General features: G+C 56.8%; 17 protein-coding genes and 1 tRNA gene. 11 read left to right on the top strand and 7 right to left on the bottom strand.

What is annotated here, in order from left to right; genetic code table 11:
- Positions 1–43 precede the first annotated feature (43 nt).
- Positions 44–640, top strand: coding sequence for a nucleoid occlusion factor SlmA (gene slmA / locus APT89_RS07415; RefSeq protein WP_028015015.1), 597 nt, complete (start codon positions 44–46; stop codon positions 638–640).
- Positions 641–681: 41 nt separating this feature from the next.
- Here slmA and pyrE read toward each other — a convergent pair whose 3' ends face one another.
- Positions 682–1,323, bottom strand: a complete 642-nt coding sequence (gene pyrE, locus APT89_RS07410) for an orotate phosphoribosyltransferase (RefSeq protein WP_041911672.1) — start codon at positions 1,321–1,323, stop codon at positions 682–684.
- Between the two features lie 68 nt (positions 1,324–1,391).
- Complete coding sequence (gene rph, locus APT89_RS07405) at positions 1,392–2,108, bottom strand: ribonuclease PH (protein ID WP_010426431.1); 717 nt, start codon at positions 2,106–2,108, stop codon at positions 1,392–1,394.
- A gap of 126 nt (positions 2,109–2,234) precedes the next feature.
- Between rph and APT89_RS07400 the strand changes: the two genes are divergently transcribed.
- On the top strand, positions 2,235–3,098 hold the full coding sequence (locus APT89_RS07400; RefSeq protein WP_008502687.1) for a YicC/YloC family endoribonuclease: 864 nt from the start codon (positions 2,235–2,237) through the stop codon (positions 3,096–3,098).
- 206 nt (positions 3,099–3,304) lie between these two features.
- Positions 3,305–3,922, top strand: a complete 618-nt coding sequence (locus tag APT89_RS07395; protein WP_023334014.1) for a trimeric intracellular cation channel family protein — start codon at positions 3,305–3,307, stop codon at positions 3,920–3,922.
- A gap of 2 nt (positions 3,923–3,924) precedes the next feature.
- On the opposite strand, the gene ligB is transcribed toward APT89_RS07395, so the two are convergent.
- Positions 3,925–5,595 (bottom strand): NAD-dependent DNA ligase LigB, encoded by a 1,671-nt coding sequence (gene ligB, locus APT89_RS07390; protein ID WP_060571995.1) that lies wholly within the window; start codon positions 5,593–5,595, stop codon positions 3,925–3,927.
- 251 nt (positions 5,596–5,846) lie between these two features.
- On the opposite strand from ligB, the gene gmk reads away from it, so the two are divergent.
- Genes gmk through recG form a run of 5 tightly spaced genes read left to right on the top strand, consistent with a single transcriptional unit; the run spans position 5,847 to position 11,713 of the window.
- Positions 5,847–6,470, top strand: coding sequence for a guanylate kinase (gene gmk, locus APT89_RS07385; protein ID WP_010426438.1), 624 nt, complete (start codon positions 5,847–5,849; stop codon positions 6,468–6,470).
- Positions 6,471–6,524: 54 nt separating this feature from the next.
- A complete protein-coding gene (gene rpoZ, locus APT89_RS07380; protein WP_000135058.1) occupies positions 6,525–6,800 on the top strand; it encodes a DNA-directed RNA polymerase subunit omega in 276 nt (91 codons plus the stop codon).
- Between the two features lie 19 nt (positions 6,801–6,819).
- Positions 6,820–8,934, top strand: coding sequence for a bifunctional GTP diphosphokinase/guanosine-3',5'-bis pyrophosphate 3'-pyrophosphohydrolase (gene spoT, locus APT89_RS07375; RefSeq protein ID WP_045630233.1), 2,115 nt, complete (start codon positions 6,820–6,822; stop codon positions 8,932–8,934).
- Positions 8,935–8,938: 4 nt separating this feature from the next.
- Positions 8,939–9,628, top strand: a complete 690-nt coding sequence (gene trmH / locus APT89_RS23990) for a tRNA (guanosine(18)-2'-O)-methyltransferase TrmH (protein ID WP_041911675.1) — start codon at positions 8,939–8,941, stop codon at positions 9,626–9,628.
- A 3-nt stretch (positions 9,629–9,631) separates the two neighbouring features.
- Entirely contained in the window at positions 9,632–11,713 is a 2,082-nt protein-coding gene (gene recG / locus APT89_RS07365) for an ATP-dependent DNA helicase RecG (RefSeq protein WP_060571994.1), read from the top strand.
- Positions 11,714–11,715: 2 nt separating this feature from the next.
- Here recG and gltS read toward each other — a convergent pair whose 3' ends face one another.
- Positions 11,716–12,918: a sodium/glutamate symporter gene (gene gltS / locus APT89_RS07360; protein WP_028015008.1), complete on the bottom strand. Its 1,203-nt coding sequence runs from the start codon at positions 12,916–12,918 to the stop codon at positions 11,716–11,718.
- Between the two features lie 225 nt (positions 12,919–13,143).
- Between gltS and xanP the strand changes: the two genes are divergently transcribed.
- Positions 13,144–14,535 carry a xanthine/proton symporter XanP gene (gene xanP / locus APT89_RS07355; protein ID WP_014881972.1) on the top strand — a complete coding sequence of 464 codons (1,392 nt, stop codon included), beginning with the start codon at positions 13,144–13,146 and terminating at the stop codon, positions 14,533–14,535.
- Between the two features lie 119 nt (positions 14,536–14,654).
- Positions 14,655–16,343, top strand: coding sequence for an AsmA family protein (locus tag APT89_RS07350; RefSeq protein ID WP_060571993.1), 1,689 nt, complete (start codon positions 14,655–14,657; stop codon positions 16,341–16,343).
- A 110-nt stretch (positions 16,344–16,453) separates the two neighbouring features.
- Here the strand turns inward: APT89_RS07350 and yicI are convergent, their stop codons facing one another.
- Complete coding sequence (yicI, locus tag APT89_RS07345) at positions 16,454–18,772, bottom strand: alpha-xylosidase (protein ID WP_060571992.1); 2,319 nt, start codon at positions 18,770–18,772, stop codon at positions 16,454–16,456.
- A gap of 12 nt (positions 18,773–18,784) precedes the next feature.
- Positions 18,785–20,176, bottom strand: coding sequence for a glycoside-pentoside-hexuronide family transporter (locus tag APT89_RS07340; RefSeq protein WP_060571991.1), 1,392 nt, complete (start codon positions 20,174–20,176; stop codon positions 18,785–18,787).
- A 289-nt stretch (positions 20,177–20,465) separates the two neighbouring features.
- Here APT89_RS07340 and APT89_RS07335 point away from each other — a divergent pair.
- Positions 20,466–20,560: transfer RNA gene (locus APT89_RS07335), tRNA-Sec, on the top strand.
- Between the two features lie 478 nt (positions 20,561–21,038).
- Here APT89_RS07335 and APT89_RS23240 read toward each other — a convergent pair.
- Complete coding sequence (locus tag APT89_RS23240; RefSeq protein ID WP_065421064.1) at positions 21,039–21,200, bottom strand: YlcI/YnfO family protein; 162 nt, start codon at positions 21,198–21,200, stop codon at positions 21,039–21,041.
- Positions 21,201–21,300 lie beyond the last annotated feature (100 nt).

Below are 21,300 nucleotides of genomic sequence, written 5' to 3'. Positions count from 1 at the left end.
ATGCCAGCCTGGCAAGTGCTTATTTTCAGGGGTATTTTGTAACATGGCAGAAAAACAAACCGCGAAAAGGAATCGTCGCGAAGAAATACTTCAATCTCTGGCTCTGATGCTTGAATCCAGCGATGGCAGTCAACGCATCACCACCGCCAAACTGGCCGCCTCTGTGGGCGTGTCTGAGGCGGCGCTGTATCGTCATTTCCCCAGCAAAACAAAAATGTTCGACAGCCTGATCGAGTTTATTGAAGACAGTCTGATCACGCGCATTAACCTGATTCTGAAAGATGAAAAAGATACCACCGCGCGTCTTCGTCTGATTGTGCTGTTAATACTGGGCTTTGGGGAGCGCAATCCGGGTTTAACCCGTATCCTGACCGGCCACGCGCTGATGTTTGAGCAGGACAGGCTGCAGGGCCGCATCAATCAGCTTTTTGAGCGTATTGAAGCGCAGCTGCGCCAGGTGCTGCGCGAGAAGAAAATGCGTGAAGGCGAAGGATACAATACGGATGAGACATTGCTGGCAAGCCAGATTCTGGCGTTTTGTGAAGGCATGCTCTCCCGCTTTGTGCGCAGCGAATTCAAATACCGACCAACGGACGATTTTGACGCCCGCTGGCCGTTAGTGGCAGCGCAGCTGCAGTAGCACCGCAGGCCCGGTAAGCGTAGCGCCGCCGGGCAATTCAATTACACACCAAACTCTTCGCGATACGCCCGCACCGCCGCCAGGTGATCCGCCATCTCTGGCTTCTCTTCCAGATACGCAATCAGGTCTTTCAGAGTGATGATAGAGGTCACTTTGCAGCTGTAATCACGCTCTACTTCCTGGATAGCAGAGATATCGCCGCGACCACGCTCCTGACGATCAAGAGAAATCAGCACGCCAGCCAGCGTCGCACCGTTGGCCTGGATAATCTCCATAGATTCACGGATCGCGGTGCCTGCGGTAATCACGTCGTCGACCAGCATCACGCGGCCCTGCAGCGCGCTGCCCACAAGATTACCGCCTTCACCGTGGGTTTTGGCCTCTTTGCGGTTAAAGCAGTACGGCACATCACGGTCATGGTGCTCCGCCAGCGCCACCGCCGTGGTAGTTGCAATCGGAATGCCCTTGTACGCAGGGCCAAACAGCAGGTCGAAATCAATCCCGGAATCCACCAGCGCTTCGGCATAGAAGCGGCCTAACAGTGCCAGATCGCGCCCGGTATTAAACAGCCCGGCGTTGAAGAAATACGGGCTCTTACGCCCGGATTTCAGCGTAAATTCGCCAAACTTAAGTACCTGTTTATTAATTGCAAACTCAATAAACTGGCGCTGATACGATTTCATGGATTCGCTCCTTTGGTTTTTTCTGTCTTACAGGCAAAAAAAAGGCGACTCATTGGTCGCCTTTAAAATCAATTTTCTAACGCCGCTTTTTGCGTCGTTACAATGGATTCGATTCCCCCTCGGGCCAACGCCAGCAGGGAGAGAAGTTCTTCATGGGTGAACGGCTCACCTTCCGCCGTCCCCTGCACCTCAATGATGCGACCATCTTCGGTCATCACCACGTTCATGTCGGTCTCGGCGGCAGAATCTTCAACATATTCCAGATCGCAAAGCGCTTCACCATTAACGATCCCCACGGAAACCGCCGCGACCATCCCTTTCATAGGGTTGGTTTTCAGCTTACCGGCTGCAACCAGCTTGTTCAGGGCATCGGCCAGCGCCACACAGGCACCGGTAATGGACGCGGTACGCGTGCCGCCATCTGCCTGAATCACGTCGCAGTCCAGGGTAATAGTGAATTCACCGAGGATTTTCAGGTCAACGGCGGCGCGCAGCGCACGTGCGATCAGGCGCTGGATTTCCATGGTACGTCCACCCTGCTTACCCTTTGCCGCTTCACGGGCGTTACGGGTATGGGTCGCGCGCGGCAGCATGCCGTACTCGGCGGTGATCCAACCCTGGCCCTGACCTTTCAGAAAGCGCGGAACACCTTCTTCGATGGACGCGGTGCAAAGCACTTTGGTGTCACCAAACTCAACCAGCACGGAGCCTTCAGCGTGTTTTGTATAGTTACGGGTCAGGGTGACGGGACGCACCTGATTGGCGCTACGACCTGATGGACGCATGATGGATTCTCCGGCTTGAAACGAATGTGGCTGCGCATTATACGGATAAAGGACGCTTATTCCTATCCTGAGAAGCCCCCGAAAGCTATAATCCCCCCCATCTCTCCTTTAAAAACGGGAATGTCTATGATCCGCAGTATGACCGCCTACGCCCGGCGTGAAATCAAGGGTAGCTGGGGTAGCGCTACCTGGGAAATGCGTTCGGTAAACCAGCGCTATCTGGAAACATATTTCCGTATGCCGGAACAGTTCCGCAGCCTTGAACCTGTAGTGCGCGAGCGTATCCGTACGCGTCTGACCCGCGGGAAAGTGGAATGCAACCTGCGCTTTGAGCCCGATGCCAGCGCACAGGGCGAACTGATCCTCAACGAGAAGCTGGCAAAACAGCTCGTGAATGCGGCGAACTGGGTCAAAATGCAGAGCGATGAAGGCGAAATCAACCCCGTTGATATTCTGCGCTGGCCTGGCGTCATGGCCGCCGGCGAGCAGGATCTGGACGCGATTGCAGCAGAAATTCTGGCAGCCCTCGACGGCACGCTGGATGACTTTATCGTTGCCCGCGAAACTGAAGGTCAGGCGCTAAAAGCGATGATTGAGCAGCGCCTTGAAGGCGTCAGCGCTGAAGTAGCCAAAGTCCGCACCCACATGCCGGAAGTGCTGCAGTGGCAGCGCGAGCGCCTGGTCGCCAAGCTGGAAGAAGCGGAAGTTCAGCTGGAAAACACCCGTCTGGAACAAGAGCTGGTGCTGATGGCGCAGCGTATCGATGTTGCTGAAGAGCTGGATCGTCTGGAAGCGCATGTTAAAGAGACCTACAACATTCTGAAGAAGAAGGAAGCGGTGGGCCGCCGCCTGGACTTTATGATGCAGGAGTTCAACCGCGAGTCGAACACTTTGGCGTCTAAGTCTATCAACGCTGAAGTGACCAACTCAGCGATTGAACTCAAGGTTCTGATTGAGCAGATGCGCGAGCAGATCCAGAATATTGAGTAATCGCTTTTTGGATGGCGTCGGCTGACGCCATCCATTATTATTTCTAATCCGAATTTCCACCTCTTTTCTAATTCAGCAGCCAAGTATCAAAGATATTCAACATGCATTGATTAAATTTTATAGGTGAAACCCAATCGCCTTAGAAAATCTCAATCGTGATCTTGCGCACAAATCGCTAACCTTTCCGCGTTCACACCGGAGGGTATATGCTGCTTCACATTCTTTATCTTATTGGTATCACCGCTGAAGCCATGACTGGCGCTCTCGCCGCCGGGCGTCGCCGGATGGACACCTTCGGCGTGATCATTATTGCCACTGCAACCGCGCTGGGCGGCGGTTCCGTGCGCGATATCCTGCTTGGCCATTACCCGCTCGGCTGGGTGAAACATCCTGAGTATGTGATTATCGTCGCAACGGCCGCCGTATTAACCACCATCGTGGCACCCGTTATGCCGCACCTTCGCCGCCTGTTCCTGGTGCTTGATGCACTGGGGCTGATCGTCTTTTCTATCATCGGCGCGCAAATCGCGCTCGATATGGGGGAAGGTCCGGTTATCGCTACCATTGCCGCCGTGGTCACGGGCGTATTCGGCGGCGTGCTGCGCGATATGTTCTGCAAGCGCATTCCTCTGGTCTTTCAAAAAGAGCTGTATGCCGGCATCTCCTTCGCCGCAGCGGTGCTCTACATTGCCCTGCAGCATTACGTTTCAAACCACGACGTGGTGGTCATCTCCACGCTGCTGTTTGGCTTTACGGCCCGCATGCTGGCGCTGCGTCTGAAGCTCGGATTGCCCGTGTTTCACTATAAGCACAGCGCCCACTGATCTCAGAACCCATTGATGTGCTGCTGAGCAAGCCACCTGACCAGCACATCGATCTCTGGCGCGTGCAGCCAGGCAACGATTTGCCGCGCCTTCTCCGCTCCCGTACCCGGCAAGGCCTGCCAGGCCTTTTCACTGCGTTCGCTCATCTTCTGCCACGACACATCTTCCAACGCCTTCAGCGAGGCCTGTGGCAGCGGAACACCCAGCGCCATAATCCAGCGGATAAAAGGCTGCTCATGCACCTGATTAAAGCGATGCCAGAGCGCCAGCCCGCGTGCGGCAGAGAATCCCGGCGTCGACTGCAGTTGCTCCTGCGTTAATAGCAGCCACGAAAAGAGATGTTCAAAATGATGCGCCTGCCAGAGTGTGCGCCAGCCTGACTCACCTAATCCTTCAATGTTGAATACCTGCTTTGAACTGAGCCACGTCAGCCGGGCAAAGAACTGTTCCATACACTCCGGCGAGGCATAAAAGCAACTCAGGGAGTGATAACGCGAGGCCGGAGGCTCTGGTTTTTGTCTGTCCGCCCCTCGCCAGACCACCTTATCAAACCGGGGGATACCCTGCCCTGCCAGGCTGACCTGGATCTGATCGCCCGGGGCAATATCCAGCCTCTGCCAGCGTCCAACCGAACCGAGACTCACGCGCTGCACCCGTTTATCGTCCAACTGCACAGGCTCAAGTGCCGCCACGACAGAAATTTTGCCCGTGCGCCCCACGGAAAAAAGAATATTCCTGACCTCTGCCACCTGTGCCGCAGGCGAATATTTCCACGCGATAATCCAGTTGCCTTCGCCGGGCAGCCAACTCTCCCCTGTAGGTGGCTCCGCAGACCGAACCACTATGCCATCCGTGGCAAAGGGCAATGCCGTGTTTTGCCAGGCCAAACGCTGTTTTTCAACAGAATCAACCGCTTGTACGGGCAACGTATAGCGCGCCGTCAGGGAAAAGCCTGCGCTGGACAGCTCAGACAGCCTGTTTTCCATTCCCTTCGGTCCATCCGGCCAGGCCCAGATAAATATTCCTGTCTGGCTCAAAAGCGCGTTGTCCTTTTGTCGCATCATCGCGCCCGCCACTTTTGCGCGAGCATTCATTCCGCCCATCTGCCGCTGGACGTGGTTTTCGCGTAGCCAGAAAAGCTCCCCCTGTAAGACGCTGTTTGCAAGCGTGCCGGATACCTCCTTGGGCACGGACGGGATCAAACGCACGCGGGCCGTCCAGTCCTCGCCTTTTAGCCCATTACCACGGCTGATGGCCCGCGCTAGCTTTCCGTTGCGATACACCAGCGTCACCGCCACGCCATCAACTTTTGGCTGCATCCAGAGATTTTTCCGGCCGTGCATCCAGTGACCCAGCGCTTCTTTGCTGGCTGCTTTACGTACCCCCGTATGGGCAACAGGATGTTTTACGTTTCCCTCCAGCGCAGGAAGGGCGCTCTCAGCAAAATCGTTGCCGAAACAGCGCTGCCACTGGGTTAAACGGCCGTTGAGCTGGTCATACACTTCGTCACTGACCTCGCTCACCCCCAGCTTCCAGTAAGCTTCATCCCAGCGTTTGATTTGTGCACTTAATGACGCAATCTCTTTTTCGGCTTTTGCCTGTGACCACACCGGGCACACCGCCGCCCCGTAACCACACCACAACAGCATTAACCCGCTTATCCACCGCCACATCGCTATCCCTCCTTTGCAATGCAGGAGGTATAACCTGACGTGAGAAACGACGCTAATAGCAACCTTTCACGTTGCGAGGCGCTATCCAGCGTTAATTTTTATTGCTGCAAACCGCAGGTAAAACCTGAAAACGGTACGCAAAATTCAATAATCCAGGGGAAAAAGTGTGACAAAGGCTACGTCACACAGCGGCGACGTGTATAATAAGCCCGTATGTAGGACTTCTTCGTTAACACATACAAAAGACTCTCATGGCTCAAGGCACGCTTTATATTGTTTCTGCCCCTAGCGGCGCGGGTAAATCCAGCCTTATTCAGGCACTGTTAAAAACCCAACCGTTGTACGACACACAGGTTTCTGTTTCTCACACCACGCGAGCGCCGCGTCCGGGTGAAGTGCACGGTGAACACTATTTCTTTGTGGATCACGACGAGTTCAGAGCGATGATCGGCAGAGATGCGTTTCTTGAACACGCAGAAGTGTTTGGTAACTACTACGGCACCTCGCGTGAAACCATTGAGCAGGTTCTGGCGACGGGCGTGAATGTGTTCCTCGACATCGACTGGCAGGGCGCACAGCAAATTCGCAAGAAAATGCCTGACTCGCGCAGTATCTTTATTTTACCGCCGTCGAAGGATGAGCTGGATCGCCGCCTGCGTGGCCGCGGTCAGGACAGTGAAGAAGTCATCGCAAAGCGTATGGAACAGGCAGTTGCAGAAATGAGCCATTACGCGGAATATGATTACCTTATTGTGAATGATGATTTTGATGCCGCGCTGAGCGATCTCAAAACCATTCTTCGCGCAGAACGACTGCGTATGAGCCGCCAGAAGCAGCGACATGACGCATTAATCACCAAACTGTTGGCAGACTGAACCCACTTTCAGTATCATGCCCAGTCATTTCTTCACCTGTGGAGCATTTTAAGTATGGCACGCGTAACTGTTCAGGACGCTGTAGAGAAAATTGGTAACCGTTTTGACCTGGTGCTGGTCGCCGCGCGTCGCGCTCGTCAGATGCAGGTGGGCGGTAAAGATCCGCTGGTACCGGAAGAAAACGATAAAACCACCGTTATTGCACTTCGCGAAATCGAAGAAGGTCTGATCAACAACCAGATCCTCGACGTGCGTGAGCGCCAGGAGCAGCAAGAGCAGGAAGCCGCAGAACTGCAGGCCGTAACCGCCATTGCTGAAGGTCGTCGTTAATTAAACCTGCGGGTCGCCCTTGTATCTGTTTGAAAGCCTGAATCAACTGATTCAAATCTACCTGCCTGAAGACCAGATTAAGCGTCTTCAGCAGGCGTATCTCGTTGCACGTGACGCTCACGAGGGCCAGACACGTTCAAGCGGTGAACCCTACATCACGCACCCGGTTGCGGTAGCCTGTATTCTGGCCGAGATGAAACTCGACTACGAAACGCTGATGGCTGCCCTGCTGCACGACGTGATCGAAGATACCCCTGCCACCTACCAGGATATGGAACAGCTGTTTGGCAAAAGCGTTGCCGAGCTGGTGGAAGGGGTCTCTAAGCTTGATAAGCTGAAATTCCGCGACAAGAAAGAGGCGCAAGCCGAAAACTTCCGCAAGATGATTATGGCGATGGTGCAGGATATCCGCGTCATTCTCATCAAACTCGCTGACCGTACCCACAACATGCGCACGCTGGGCTCACTTCGCCCGGATAAACGTCGCCGCATTGCCCGTGAAACCCTCGAAATTTACAGTCCGCTGGCGCACCGTTTAGGTATCCACCACATCAAAACCGAGCTGGAAGAGCTGGGCTTTGAAGCGTTGTACCCGAACCGTTATCGCGTGATTAAAGAGGTGGTGAAAGCCGCACGCGGTAACCGTAAAGAGATGATTCAAAAGATCCTCTCTGAAATTGAAGGGCGTTTGCAGGAAGCGGGAATCCCGTGCCGCGTCAGCGGTCGCGAAAAACATCTTTACTCCATCTACTGCAAAATGGTGCTCAAAGAGCAGCGTTTTCACTCGATCATGGATATCTACGCGTTCCGCGTAATCGTCCACGACTCTGACACCTGCTACCGCGTGCTGGGGCAGATGCACAGCCTCTATAAACCGCGCCCGGGGCGCATGAAAGATTACATCGCCATTCCGAAAGCGAACGGTTATCAATCTTTGCATACCTCGATGATCGGTCCGCACGGCGTGCCTGTTGAAGTGCAGATCCGCACCGAAGACATGGACCAGATGGCAGAGATGGGTGTAGCCGCACACTGGGCTTACAAAGAGCACGGTGGCGAAAGCAGCACCACTGCGCAAATCCGCGCCCAGCGCTGGATGCAGAGCCTGCTGGAGCTTCAGCAGAGTGCGGGTAGCTCGTTCGAATTTATCGAGAGCGTTAAATCCGATCTCTTCCCGGATGAGATTTACGTTTTCACCCCAGAAGGCCGCATTGTCGAACTGCCTGCGGGCGCAACGCCGGTCGACTTCGCCTACGCCGTGCATACCGATATCGGGCACGCCTGCGTGGGCGCGCGCGTCGACAGACAGCCTTACCCGCTGTCTCAACCGCTCTCCAGTGGCCAGACGGTCGAAATTATTACCGCGCCGGGCGCACGTCCGAACGCGGCCTGGCTGAACTTTGTCGTGAGTTCCAAAGCGCGTGCCAAAATTCGTCAGCTGTTGAAAAACCTCAAGCGCGATGACTCCGTCAGCCTGGGGCGTCGTCTGCTCAACCACGCGTTGGGCGGCAGCCGCAAGCTGGCTGAGATCCCACCGGAGCATATTCAGCGTGAACTCGACCGTATGAAGCTCACGTCTCTGGACGATCTGCTGGCGGAAATTGGTCTGGGTAACGCGATGAGCGTCGTGGTGGCGAAAAACCTGCAGCAGGGCGAAGCGACGCCATCTGCTCCAGGCGCATCCGGCCATGCTCATCTGCCGATCAAAGGCGCGGACGGGGTGCTGATCACCTTCGCAAAATGTTGCCGTCCAATCCCTGGCGACCCGATTATTGCGCACGTCAGTCCGGGCAAAGGGCTGGTTATCCACCATGAATCCTGTCGTAACATTCGCGGCTACCAGAAAGAAGCCGAGAAGTTTATGGCGGTCGAGTGGGATAAAGAGACGGCGCAGGAATTTATCACCGAAATTAAGGTGGATATGTTCAACCACCAGGGTGCCCTGGCAAACCTGACGGCAGCCATCAACACGGCCTCGTCCAACATTCAGAGCCTGAATACGGAAGAAAAAGACGGCCGCGTCTATAGCGCCTTTATTCGTCTGACCGCTCGCGACCGCGTGCATCTGGCGAACATTATGCGCAAGATCCGCGTCATGCCGGACGTGATTAAAGTCACCCGAAACCGAAACTAGGTTTATGAATTCACAACGTTATGCCCGTATCTGCGAAATGCTTGCCAGACGCCAGCCTGACCTGACGGTCTGCATGGAGCAGGTGCATAAACCTCATAACGTCTCTGCCATCGTCCGTACCGCAGATGCCGTCGGCGTGCATGAAGTGCACGCCGTCTGGCCGGGTCACCGGATGCGAACCATGGTCTCTGCTGCGGCAGGCAGTAACAGCTGGGTATCCGTCAAATCTCACCAGACGATTGGCGATGCCGTATCGCATCTGAAAGGACGCGGGATGCAGATCCTGGCGACAAACCTGTCCGATAAGGCCGTGGATTTCCGCGAGATCGACTACACCCGTCCGACCTGCATTTTGATGGGTCAGGAGAAAACCGGGATCTCCCATGAAGCGCTGGATCTGGCGGATCGGGACATCATCATTCCGATGATCGGCATGGTCCAGTCCCTTAACGTCTCCGTGGCGTCCGCGCTCATTCTGTATGAAGCGCAGCGCCAGCGTCAGAACGCCGGGATGTACGAGCGCAGCAACAGCATGCTGCCGGAAGAAGAACAGCAGCGCCTGCTGTTTGAAGGTGGCTATCCGGTGCTGGCTCGCGTTGCGAAGCAGAAAAAATTGCCTTACCCCCACGTCAACGCGCAGGGCGAAATTGAAGCCGATGCCGAGTGGTGGGCCACTATGCAGTACGCCGGGTAACCGATGAAAGGCCGCCTGCTGGATGCTATCCCGCTCAACAGCCTGACGGGCGTGGGCGCGGCGCAAAGCAATAAGCTGGCAAAAATTGGCCTGCACACCGTACAGGATCTCCTGCTTCACCTCCCCCTGCGTTACGAAGACCGCACCCAGCTTTACAAGATTGGCGATCTGCTTCCCGCTATTTACGCCACCGTTGAAGGCGAAGTCCTGAACTGCAACATCACTTTCGGCGGACGCCGGATGATGACCTGTCAGATCAGCGACGGCACCGGCATCCTCACCATGCGTTTCTTCAACTTCAGCGCTGCAATGAAAAACAGCCTGGCGACAGGCCGCAGAGTGCTGGCCTATGGCGAAGCCAAACGCGGGAAATACGGCGCAGAGATGATCCACCCGGAGTACCGCGTGCAGGGCGATCTCAGCACGCCGGAGCTGCAGGAGACGCTCACCCCGGTTTACCCGACGACCGAAGGCATCAAGCAGGCGACGCTGCGTAAGCTCACCGATCAGGCGCTGGAGCTGCTGGACACCTGTGCCATTACCGAACTGCTGCCGCCAGAACTGGCTCAGGGGATGATGAGCCTGCCCGAGGCGCTGCGCACCCTGCACCGCCCGCCGCCAACGCTGCAGCTCAGCGATTTAGAAAGCGGTAAACACCCCGCCCAACGGCGTCTTATCCTTGAGGAATTACTGGCGCATAACCTGAGCATGCTGGCGCTGCGCGCCGGCGCGCAGCGTTTCCACGCTCAGCCGTTAAGCCCGAATGATGTGCTCAAAGATAAGCTGCTGGCCTCGCTACCCTTTAAGCCCACCGGCGCGCAGGCGCGCGTCACCGCCGAGATTGAGCGCGACATGGCGCTCGACGTGCCGATGATGCGCCTGGTGCAGGGCGACGTAGGCTCAGGTAAAACGCTGGTTGCCGCCCTGGCCGCGTTACGCGCCATCGCCCACGGCAAACAGGTCGCCCTGATGGCACCGACAGAGCTGCTGGCCGAGCAGCACGCCAATAATTTCCGCGCCTGGTTCGCACCGCTCGGGATTGAGGTGGGCTGGCTCGCCGGAAAGCAAAAAGGCAAAGCGCGTCTTGCGCAACAGGAGGCCATCGCCAGCGGGCAGGTGCAGATGATTGTCGGCACGCACGCTATCTTCCAGGAGCAGGTGCAGTTCAACGGCCTTGCGCTGGTGATTATCGATGAACAGCACCGCTTCGGCGTGCATCAGCGTCTGGCGCTGTGGGAAAAAGGGCTGCAGCAGGGCTTCCACCCGCATCAGCTGATCATGACCGCCACGCCGATCCCGCGTACCCTGGCGATGACGGCTTACGCCGATCTGGATACCTCTACCATCGACGAACTGCCGCCGGGCCGAACGCCGGTGACGACGGTCGCCATACCGGATACGCGCCGCAGCGACATCATTGACCGCGTGCGCAACGCCTGCACCCATGAAGGGCGCCAGGCCTACTGGGTCTGTACCCTGATTGAAGAGTCGGAACTGCTGGAAGCCCAGGCCGCCGAAGCGACGTGGGAAGAGCTCAAGCTGGCACTGCCCGAGCTGAACGTTGGCCTGGTTCACGGACGCATGAAGCCTGCCGAGAAGCAGGCGGTGATGCAATCCTTCAAACAGGGGGTACTGCATTTGCTGGTCGCGACGACGGTCATCGAAGTGGGCGTTGACGTCCCCAACTCCAGTTTGATGATCATCGAAAACCCGGAACGTCTGGGGCTTGCCCAGCTCCACCAGCTGCGCGGGCGCGTTGGCCGCGGCGCGGTAGCGTCTCACTGCGTGCTGCTTTACAAAGCTCCGCTTTCAAAAACCGCCCAGATGCGACTGCAGGTGCTGCGCGACAGCAACGACGGCTTTGTGATTGCGCAAAAAGACCTGGAGATACGCGGCCCGGGCGAACTACTGGGCACGCGCCAGACGGGAAATGCTGAATTCAAAGTGGCGGATTTACTGCGCGATCAGGCCATGATCCCCGAAGTTCAGCGCCTTGCGCGCCATATTCATGAACGCTACCCCGAACAGGCGGCAGCGTTAATTGAGCGCTGGATGCCGGAAACCGAACGGTATTCCAACGCCTGATCTCAGGCAAATATCGGCAGCATCAGGTACAGCTTGATCACCAGCGCGTTGACGATATCAATGAAGAATGCGCCGACCATCGGGACCACCAGAAACGCCATATGCGATGGCCCGAACCGTTCGGTGATCGCCTGCATGTTGGCGATAGCCGTTGGGGTAGCCCCCAGACCAAACCCGCAGTGACCGGCCGCCAGCACCGCCGCATCATAGTTTTTCCCCATCATGCGCCAGGTCACGAACATGGCATAAAGCGCCATAAACAGCGCCTGCACCGCCAGAATCGCCACCATCGGCAGCGCCAGCGAGGCCAGCTCCCACAGCTTCAGGCTCATCAGCGCCATCGCCAGGAACAGCGACAGACAGACGTTGCCAAGCACCGATACCGCACGGTCAAACACGCGATAGAAGCCCATCAGCGCCAGACCGTTGCTCAGGATCACCCCGATAAACAGCACGCAGACAAACGTCGGCAGTTCAAACGCGGTACCCGCCAGCCATTGCGCAACCACTTTGCCCACGGTCAGGCAGATGGCAATCATCGCGATGGTTTCAATCATCACCAGCGAGGTGATGCTGCGGCCAACGTCCGGTTTTTCAAACGCGGTCGGCACCATTTCATCGTCCGGTCTGCCATTCGGCGTGGTGGAGTGCTTCACCAGATAACGCGCTACCGGGCCGCCAATCAGGCCACCCAGTACCAGGCCAAAGGTCGCGCAGGCCATCGCCACTTCCGTCGCGTTTTCAAAACCGTAGCGTTCGATGAACAGCTTGCTCCACGCCGCGCCGGTGCCGTGACCGCCCGAAAGGGTAATCGACCCCGCCAGCAGCCCCATCAGCGGATCCAGCCCCAGCAGCGTTGCCATACCGATGCCAATGGCGTTCTGCATCAGCAGCAGCCCCACCACCACAATCAGGAATACGCCGAGCACCTTACCGCCCGAGCGCAGGCTCGCCAGGTTGGCGTTCAGGCCGATAGTGGCAAAGAAAGCCAGCATCAGCGGGTCTTTCAGGGACATATCAAAATCAATTTCCCAGCCCATGCTTTTTTTCAGTATCAGCAAGGCCAGCGCCACCAGCAGACCGCCGGCGACAGGTTCAGGAATAGTGTATTTTTTCAGAAAGGAAACGCTGTGGACCAGCTTGCGACCAAGCAGAAGAACCAGCGTTGCGGCAACAAGGGTCGACAACGTATCGAGATGAATCATAAAAGGCTCCTGTTATGCGCGTATTCCATACACACGCGGCGTTATCCTGGGCCGGTTTGCGCTCGTCATGAGCCCCCGGCGCAAAAAGTGTAATTTTTTTTTCCGATAGGTTGTAAAAAACCTGCTCACAGCGGCAGATTTTCTTCCTTTTTTTTGCTGGCAATCGTTTGCTTTTACCAGGTGGTCAGATAAAATGCCCGCTTTTCCACCGTGGGATTGCCGCCGATGTCCGTTAACACCATAGAATCGCCAGATGCGCAACCGATTGCGCAGAAGCAAAATAGCGAACTGATTTACCGCCTTGAAGACCGACCGCCGCTGCCGCAGACGCTTTTTGCCGCCTGCCAGCATCTTCTGGCGATGTTTGTTGCGGTGATCACCCCGGCGCTGCTGATTTGCCAGGCGCTCGGTTTACCGGCGCAGGACACGCAGCACATTATCAGTATGTCTCTGTTCGCCTCCGGCGTGGCCTCCATTATTCAAATTAAAGCCTGGGGCCCGGTGGGGTCTGGGCTACTGTCGATTCAGGGCACCAGCTTTAACTTCGTGGCGCCGCTGATCATGGGCGGTACGGCGCTGAAAACCGGCGGTGCGGATGTTCCGACGATGATGGCGGCGCTGTTCGGCACGCTGATGCTGGCAAGCTGCACGGAGATGGTCATCTCCCGCGTGCTGCACCTGGCTCGCCGTGTGATCACCCCGTTGGTTTCCGGCGTGGTGGTGATGATTATCGGCCTGTCGCTAATTCAGGTGGGCCTCACCTCCATCGGTGGCGGCTACGCGGCAATGAGCGACCACACCTTCGGCGCGCCGAAAAACCTGCTGCTGGCGGGCGTGGTGCTGGCGATCATCATTCTGCTTAACCGTCAGCGTAACCCTTACCTGCGCGTGGCCTCGCTGGTGATCGCCATGGCGGCGGGCTATCTGCTGGCGTGGGCGCTGGGGATGCTGCCGGAGAACACCGCGCCGACCAACAGCGCGCTAATCACCGTCCCAACGCCGCTTTATTACGGCCTGGGCATAGACTGGGGTCTGCTCCTGCCGCTGATGCTGGTCTTTATGATTACTTCTCTGGAGACCATCGGTGATATCACCGCTACCTCCGACGTCTCTGAGCAGCCGGTGTCCGGCCCGCTGTACATGAAGCGTCTGAAAGGCGGCGTGCTGGCGAACGGCCTGAACTCGTTTGTCTCTGCGGTATTCAACACCTTCCCGAACTCCTGCTTCGGCCAGAACAACGGTGTGATCCAGCTGACCGGCGTGGCCAGCCGCTACGTTGGTTTCGTGGTGGCGCTGATGCTGATCGTCCTCGGCCTGTTCCCGGCGGTGAGCGGCTTTGTGCAGCACATTCCTGAGCCGGTGCTGGGCGGCGCAACGCTGGTGATGTTTGGGACTATCGCGGCCTCCGGCGTGCGTATCGTCTCCCGCGAGCCGCTGAACCGTCGCGCGATCATGATTATCGCGCTGTCGCTGGCCGTTGGTCTGGGTGTTTCCCAGCAGCCGCTGATCCTGCAGTTTGCGCCGGACTGGGTTAAAAACCTGCTCTCTTCCGGCATTGCCGCGGGCGGTATCACCGCTATCGTGCTGAACCTCGTTTTCCCGCCTGAGAAGAACTGATCTCCCTCACGGCAGGCAGTCAATGCCTGCCGTGACATCTAATTACACCATTCCCGCCTTGAGCATTGCGCATAAATCGTGCATAACTCCCTTATGTTCGTTTCGCGGGATGGAAGACCATGAAATTTATTGGAAAGCTACTCGTCTATCTTCTGGTAGCCCTGCTTATTGTGCTGCTGGCGCTCTATATTTTGCTCCAGACCCGCTGGGGCGCGGCGCAGGTCAGCAGCTGGATTACGGTGAATACCGACTACGAACTCAGTTTCGACAAGATGAATCACCGCTTTTCATCGCCTTCCCACCTCATTCTGGAAAATGTCACCTTTGGGCGGGACGGTAAACCCGCCACATTAGTTGCCAAAAAAGTCGATATTGGCCTGAGCAGCCGTCAGATCACCGCTCCGCTGCACATGGGCACTATCACCCTGTTCGACGGCACGCTGAATCTCTCGCCTCAAACAGCGCCGCTGCCCTTCCAGGCCGATCGTCTGCAGCTGAACAACATGGCCTTTAACAGCCCGAATACTGAATGGGATCTGAGCGCACAGAAGGTCACGGGCGGCGTCAGCCCATGGCAGCCAGAAGCCGGGAACGTGCTGGGTAAAAACGCGAAGATCCAGATGAGCGCCGGCTCGCTGACCCTGAACGGCGTACCGGCCACCAACGTGCTAATCGACGGCCAGTTGAACGGCAAGGAGGTGGTGCTGAACACCATTGGTGCCGATATGGCCCGTGGCTCGCTCACTGGCTCCGCCCTGCGTAATGCTGACGGAAGCTGGATAATCGACACCATGCGCCTGAACGAGATCCGCCTGCAGAGCGACAAAACGCTGAAAGCGTTCTTCGCGCCGCTGGCTACCATCCCCTCCCTGCAAATTGGCCGTCTGGAGGTCACCGATGCCCGCCTGCAGGGCCCGGACTGGGCGGTGACCGATCTCGACTTAAGCCTGCGCAACCTGACTCTCAGCAAAGGCGACTGGCAGAGCCAGGAAGGTCGCCTGTCCATGAACGCCAGCGAGTTTATCTTCGGCTCGCTGCATCTGTTTGACCCGATCCTGAATGCGGAGTTTTCCCCGCAGGGCATAGCGCTGCGTCAGTTCACCTCCCGCTGGGAGGGCGGTATGGTGCGCACGTCCGGCAACTGGCTGCGCGACGGTAAAGCGCTGGTTCTGGACGATGTTGCCATCGCCGGGCTGGAGTACACCCTTCCTGAAAACTGGAAAACGCTGTGGATGGAGCCGCTGCCGGAATGGCTGAACAGCGTCACGCTGCAAAAATTTGGCCTGAGCCGCAACCTGGTGATCGACATCGATCCCGCCTTCCCGTGGCAGATCACCTCCCTGGACGGCTACGGCGCAAACCTGCAGCTGGCGAAAGATCGCCACTGGGGCGTCTGGGGCGGCAGCGCAACATTAAACGGCGCGGCGGCGACCTTTAACCGCGTCGACGTGCGCCGTCCGTCGCTGGCGCTGAATGCCAACGCCGCCACGGTGAACATTAGCGACCTGAGTGCCTTTACCGAGAAAGGTATTCTGGAAGCCACGGCGACCGTTTCACAACTCCCGCAGCGGCAGACCACGGTGAGCCTGAACGGGCGCGGCGTACCGCTCAACGTGCTGCAGCAGTGGGGCTGGCCTGCGTTACCGATTACGGGCGACGGCAATATTCAGATGACCGCCAGCGGCAGCGTGCAGGCGAATGCCCCACTGAAGCCGACGGTGAATGGGAAGCTGAGCGCGGTGAATATGGATAAGCAGCAGGTTGAGCAGACGATGACGGGCGGCGTGGTTTCAACGCCTGTGCAATAAAGTTTTTGATGTTTGTTCCCTCTCCCTGTGGGAGAGGGTCAGGGTGAGGGCATCAGAGCGCATAATTACCTTAGGCCCGGTAAGCGAAGCGCCACCGGGCATTTTCCACCTCAGAGCTGAACCACCACCTCATCCCCCTCCGCTTTCACCACCACACCCCACTCGCTGCCCGCGTGCGAACCGCCTTTCACGCCACTCACCTTCTGCACGTTGCGCAAGCACACTGACCAGTTTTTCGCGTCACCCGCGCCGGTAAAGGTCACAATGTCGCCCCGACGTGACGCCTTCAGCGTAAATGCCACAGACCCGTCCGGCGCAGGCACTTCGCTCACCGCCGCTGCGCCATCCTCCAGGTTAAACAGCTGGAAGGCCGTCCCCTCGTTCCAGGCGTAGTCCGGCTTCTGGTTATTGTTACCGAGCGCCAGCAGCGTGTTGTCGCGCACGTAGACCGGCAGGCTCATAAAATCGTGCTGCTGCTTATGCCAGCGGCTGCCATGGATTTCGTCGTTGTGCCACAGGTGCGTCCAGCGGCCTTCCGGCAGGTAGAACTGCACATCCCCCGCCTCGGAGAACACCGGCGCCACCATCATGGAATCCCCCAGCATGTACTGACGGTCGAGGTAATCGCACGCCGGATCGTCCGGGAACTCCAGCATCATCGCGCGCAGCATCGGCGTGCCGAACTCGCGGGCCAGCGCCGCCTGACGGTACAAGTACGGCATCAGCTGACACTTCAGCTGCGTGAAGTGGCGCACCACGTCGCAGGACTCGTCATCGTACGCCCACGGCACGCGGTAGGATTTGCTGCCGTGCAGACGGCTGTGGCTGGAGAACAGCCCGAACGCGCACCAGCGTTTATAGACGTGCGCCGGAGCGGTGTTTTCGAACCCGCCGATATCGTGGCTCCAGAACCCGAAGCCGGACAGGCCAATCGACAGCCCACCGCGCAGGCTTTCCGCCATCGACTCGTAGTTGGCGTAGCAGTCGCCGCCCCAGTGTACCGGGAACTGTTGCGCTCCGACGGACGCGGAGCGGGCAAACAGCACCGCCTCCTCTTCCCCCACCGTCTCTTTCAGCACGTTCCACACCAGTTCGTTATAAATGTAGGCGTAGTGGTTGTGCATCTTCTGCGGATCGGAACCGTCGAACCACTGCACGTCGGTCGGGATACGCTCGCCGAAGTCGGTCTTGAAGCAGTCAACGCCGATATCCACCAGGCCTTTCAGCTTGTCGGCATACCACCGGCATGCGTCCGGATTGGTGAAGTCGTAAATCGCCAGCCCCGGCTGCCATTTGTCCCACTGCCACAGGGAGCCGTCCGGACGCTTGAGCAGGTAGCCCTTCTCTTTCAGCTCGCGGAAAATCGGGGATTTCTGGCCGATGTACGGGTTAATCCACACGCAGACCTTCAGCCCTTTCTCTTTCAGGCGGCGGATCATCCCTTCCGGATCCGGGAAGGTCACCGGGTCCCACTCGAAGTCGCACCACTGGAAGGCCTTCATCCAGAAGCAGTCGAAGTGGAACACGTGCAGAGGCAGGTCGCGCTCGGCCATGCCGTCGATAAAGCTGTTGACCGTCGCTTCGTCGTAGTTGGTGGTGAACGACGTGGTCAGCCACAGGCCGAACGACCACGCCGGCGGCAGCGCCGGACGCCCGGTGAACTGCGTATAGCGGTTCAGCACCTCTTTTGGCGTCGGGCCGTCGATCACGAAATACTCGAGATATTCCCCTTCCACGCTGAACTGTACTTTGGACACCTTCTCGGAGCCGACTTCAAACGAGACGTTTTCCGGGTGATTCACCAGCACGCCGTAGCTGCGGTTGGTCAGGTAGAACGGGATATTTTTGTAGGACTGCTCGGTGCTGGTGCCGCCGTCGCGGTTCCAGGTTTCGACCGTCTGGCCGTTGCGCACCAGCGCGGTAAAGCGCTCGCCCAGGCCGTAGACCGTTTCCCCCACGCCCAGATCCAGACGTTCGAACACATAATTGCGGTCGGTATTGCTGTCCTGCACGTAGCCGTTGTTTTTCAGCTGGCTGCCGGTAATGCGCTGGCCGTTGCGCAGGAAATCCAGCGCCCAGAACTCGCCTTTGGTGACGCGCACGCTGACGCTGCCGCTTTTCAGCTCGGCAAATTCGGCGTTGTTTTCAATCTCGACCTTCACGTCTTTCAGAACGTTCAGCGGATAGTGCGGGCCGTTGTTCAGCGCGCCCTGGAAGTGCTCGATGCGCACCCCGACAATCCCTTCCTGCGGGGAAAACAGACGCACCGTGAACATCAACGTGTCGAGCTGCCAGGTGCGCTCACGCACGTCGCGCGGCGCAACATACACCACCAGGTCATTGCCCTGCTGCTCCACGTCGAACACCTGAACCGGACAGGTCACGTTCAGGCCCGGTTGAATAAGCCAGTTTCCATCACTGATTTTCATGCTTTCGTCCTCTTAGTTCTGCAATTCTTTGCTGACCGGCAGGTTTTCAAAATCCTGCTGATTGCGGCGCGCGCCCTGCGCCAGCTCGCCCAGGATTTTGGTCAGGAAGGGGGTTTTCAGCGTGTAGTAGCGTTTGGCGATAATGGCGCTCAGCACGTAGCAGATCGCCGGCGCCAGCGTAAACAGGCCGATAATGATACTGATGGTCGCGCTGTTCTGGGTTTTGGCCGCCGCGTCGTAGCCGCCGCCTGCCAGCATCCAGCCGATCATCGCCCCGCCCAGCGCCAGGCCGAGCTTCAGCACGAACAGCGTGCCCGCAAAGCTGATGCCGGTCAGGCGTTTGCCGTTGGTCCATTCGCCGTAGTCGACGGTATCGGACATCATTACCCACTGGATTGGCGTCACCAGCTGGTGCAGCACGCCGATAACGAAGATAAAGGCGAACATCAGCACCGTGGCGTGCATCGGGACGAAGAACATCGCCACGCTGACCACCGCCAGCGCGGCGTTGGTCCACCAGAAGATGCTGACCTTGCACTTCCAGTCGGTGAGCGGTTTCGCCAGCGCGGAGCCGATCAGATTGCCGACGCAGTAGGTGGTGAGAAATGCGACGAACACCTCCGGCGAGCCCATGATCCAGGTGCAGTAGTACATCATCGCCCCGCCGCGCACGCAGACGGCGAGGATATTGAGGATGGTCAGCACGCCGACGATGCGCCACTGGTCGTTTTGCCAGATATCGCGCAGGTCTTCCCGCATGGAGGTGGTGCTCGGCGGCACCTGGATGCGCTCTTTGGTGGTGAAGAAGCAGAACGCCAGCATCAGGAACGCGACCACCGACAGCACGGCGATCCCGCCCTGGAAGCCGAACGCCTTATCTTCTCCGCCAATCAGCTTCACCAGCGGCATCATCAGCACCGTGGAGAGCATGCCACCCGCCGTCGCCAGCACGAAGCGCCAGGACTGAAGGGAGATACGCTGCGTCGGGTCGCTGGTGATTACCCCACCCAGCGCGCAGTACGGGATGTTGACCACGGTATAGAGCAGGGTCAGCAGCGTGTAGGTGATAGCGGCGTAAATCATTTTGCCGTTGAGGCTGAGGTCCGGTGTAGTGTAGGCCAGCACGCAGACGATGCCGAACGGGATGGAACCGAACAAAATCCACGGACGGAACTTGCCCCAGCGGCTGCGGGTGCGGTCGGCAATCAGCCCCATGCACGGGTCAGAGATTGCATCCAGCGCGCGGGCTAGCAGAAACATGGTGCCGACAAACCCGGCGGGAATGCCGAAAATATCAGTGTAGAAAAACATCATGTACAACATGACGTTATCAAAAATGATGTGGCTGGCGGCGTCACCCATGCCATAGCCAATCTTCTCTTTTACTGACAATGCTTCGCTCATATTTTTTATCCTTCACGCTGTAGGGGGCGCTGAGACCGGTTGCATTGGTTTTAAACCATTGTTTCAACGGCGGGTATTGCGTTTTCTGGTTAGCAGATTACGTTTCTTGTTTTTTGTGATCGCGATAAATGTTGGAGAGCACAAAAGGCTAACCTGAGGATTTTCTTAGGAATTAGCTGAAACAGGGGGGTACAGGTCAAAAGAGAGGTGAAAAAAGTGGTGTGGGGTATGTGGTAAATGCCTGAAAGTAGCTATAATGCGCCCCGCCTCCATGTAGCAATCGAGGCGCGGAAGATCGTCATCTCCGGTGAGGTGGCTGGACTTCAAATCCAGTTGGGGGCGCCAGCGTTCCCGGGCAGGTTCGACTCCTGTGATCTTCCGCCAAAAATGCCATTCACCTCGATAATAAAAAACGTCACTCGTAAATAGAACCGCTTATTGCAACCACCTTATGTGAGCTTGATCAATTATTCATTTGAATATTGAGTGTTATCCTTTTACTTATTCAAAAAATATTTAAGGGAAGCTGTAATGGAATGGATTATTGGTGCGGTGATTCTAATGGCTATTATTTGTACCATATTCAAGCCCAGACGGTGTGATATCTGCCAAACTTATTTCAAGAAAAAATATTACACATGGAAAATCCAGGGAAAGAAACAACATCTATGCCCCAACTGCAATGGTAAAATGCAGCGTCGAGTTAGTTCGCAAAAATTTAAGAGTAGATTTGGTTAAAAGTTTTTTAATCATTTTTTAATCGCAAACTTCAGGATAATCATAAATGATAAGTTTTTTATTATAGTTCTATAACTTATCATTTATTCCCTTATTACCATCACCAAATTAAAAACCATGATAGCTACTTATTCATAAGCCTAAGCCTACAAGCTTCTTTAACCCACTTACTAAAATTCCCTTTCCCCGCAGCCTTCTCAATCTGCCCCAAAAGCTCATCCTCGAACCGGATGTTTTTCATCGTGCTCTTTGTGCGGTCAAAATTTGGTTTCTTTTTCTCTTGCATGGTAGGTACCACTTCGGTTAGTTTTTCCGCATGTGGTACCTACCACATGGATTATAAATTCCTGACAACGCCCAGCAGTGTTGGAGCACTAAAGGGCGTC

Source organism: Enterobacter sp. 50588862 (assembly GCF_001462935.1).
Classification (GTDB): Bacteria; Pseudomonadota; Gammaproteobacteria; order Enterobacterales; family Enterobacteriaceae; genus Enterobacter; species Enterobacter bugandensis.
The sequence above is the reverse complement of the archived record's forward strand: the minus strand, read 5'-3'. Positions and strand labels throughout refer to the sequence as shown.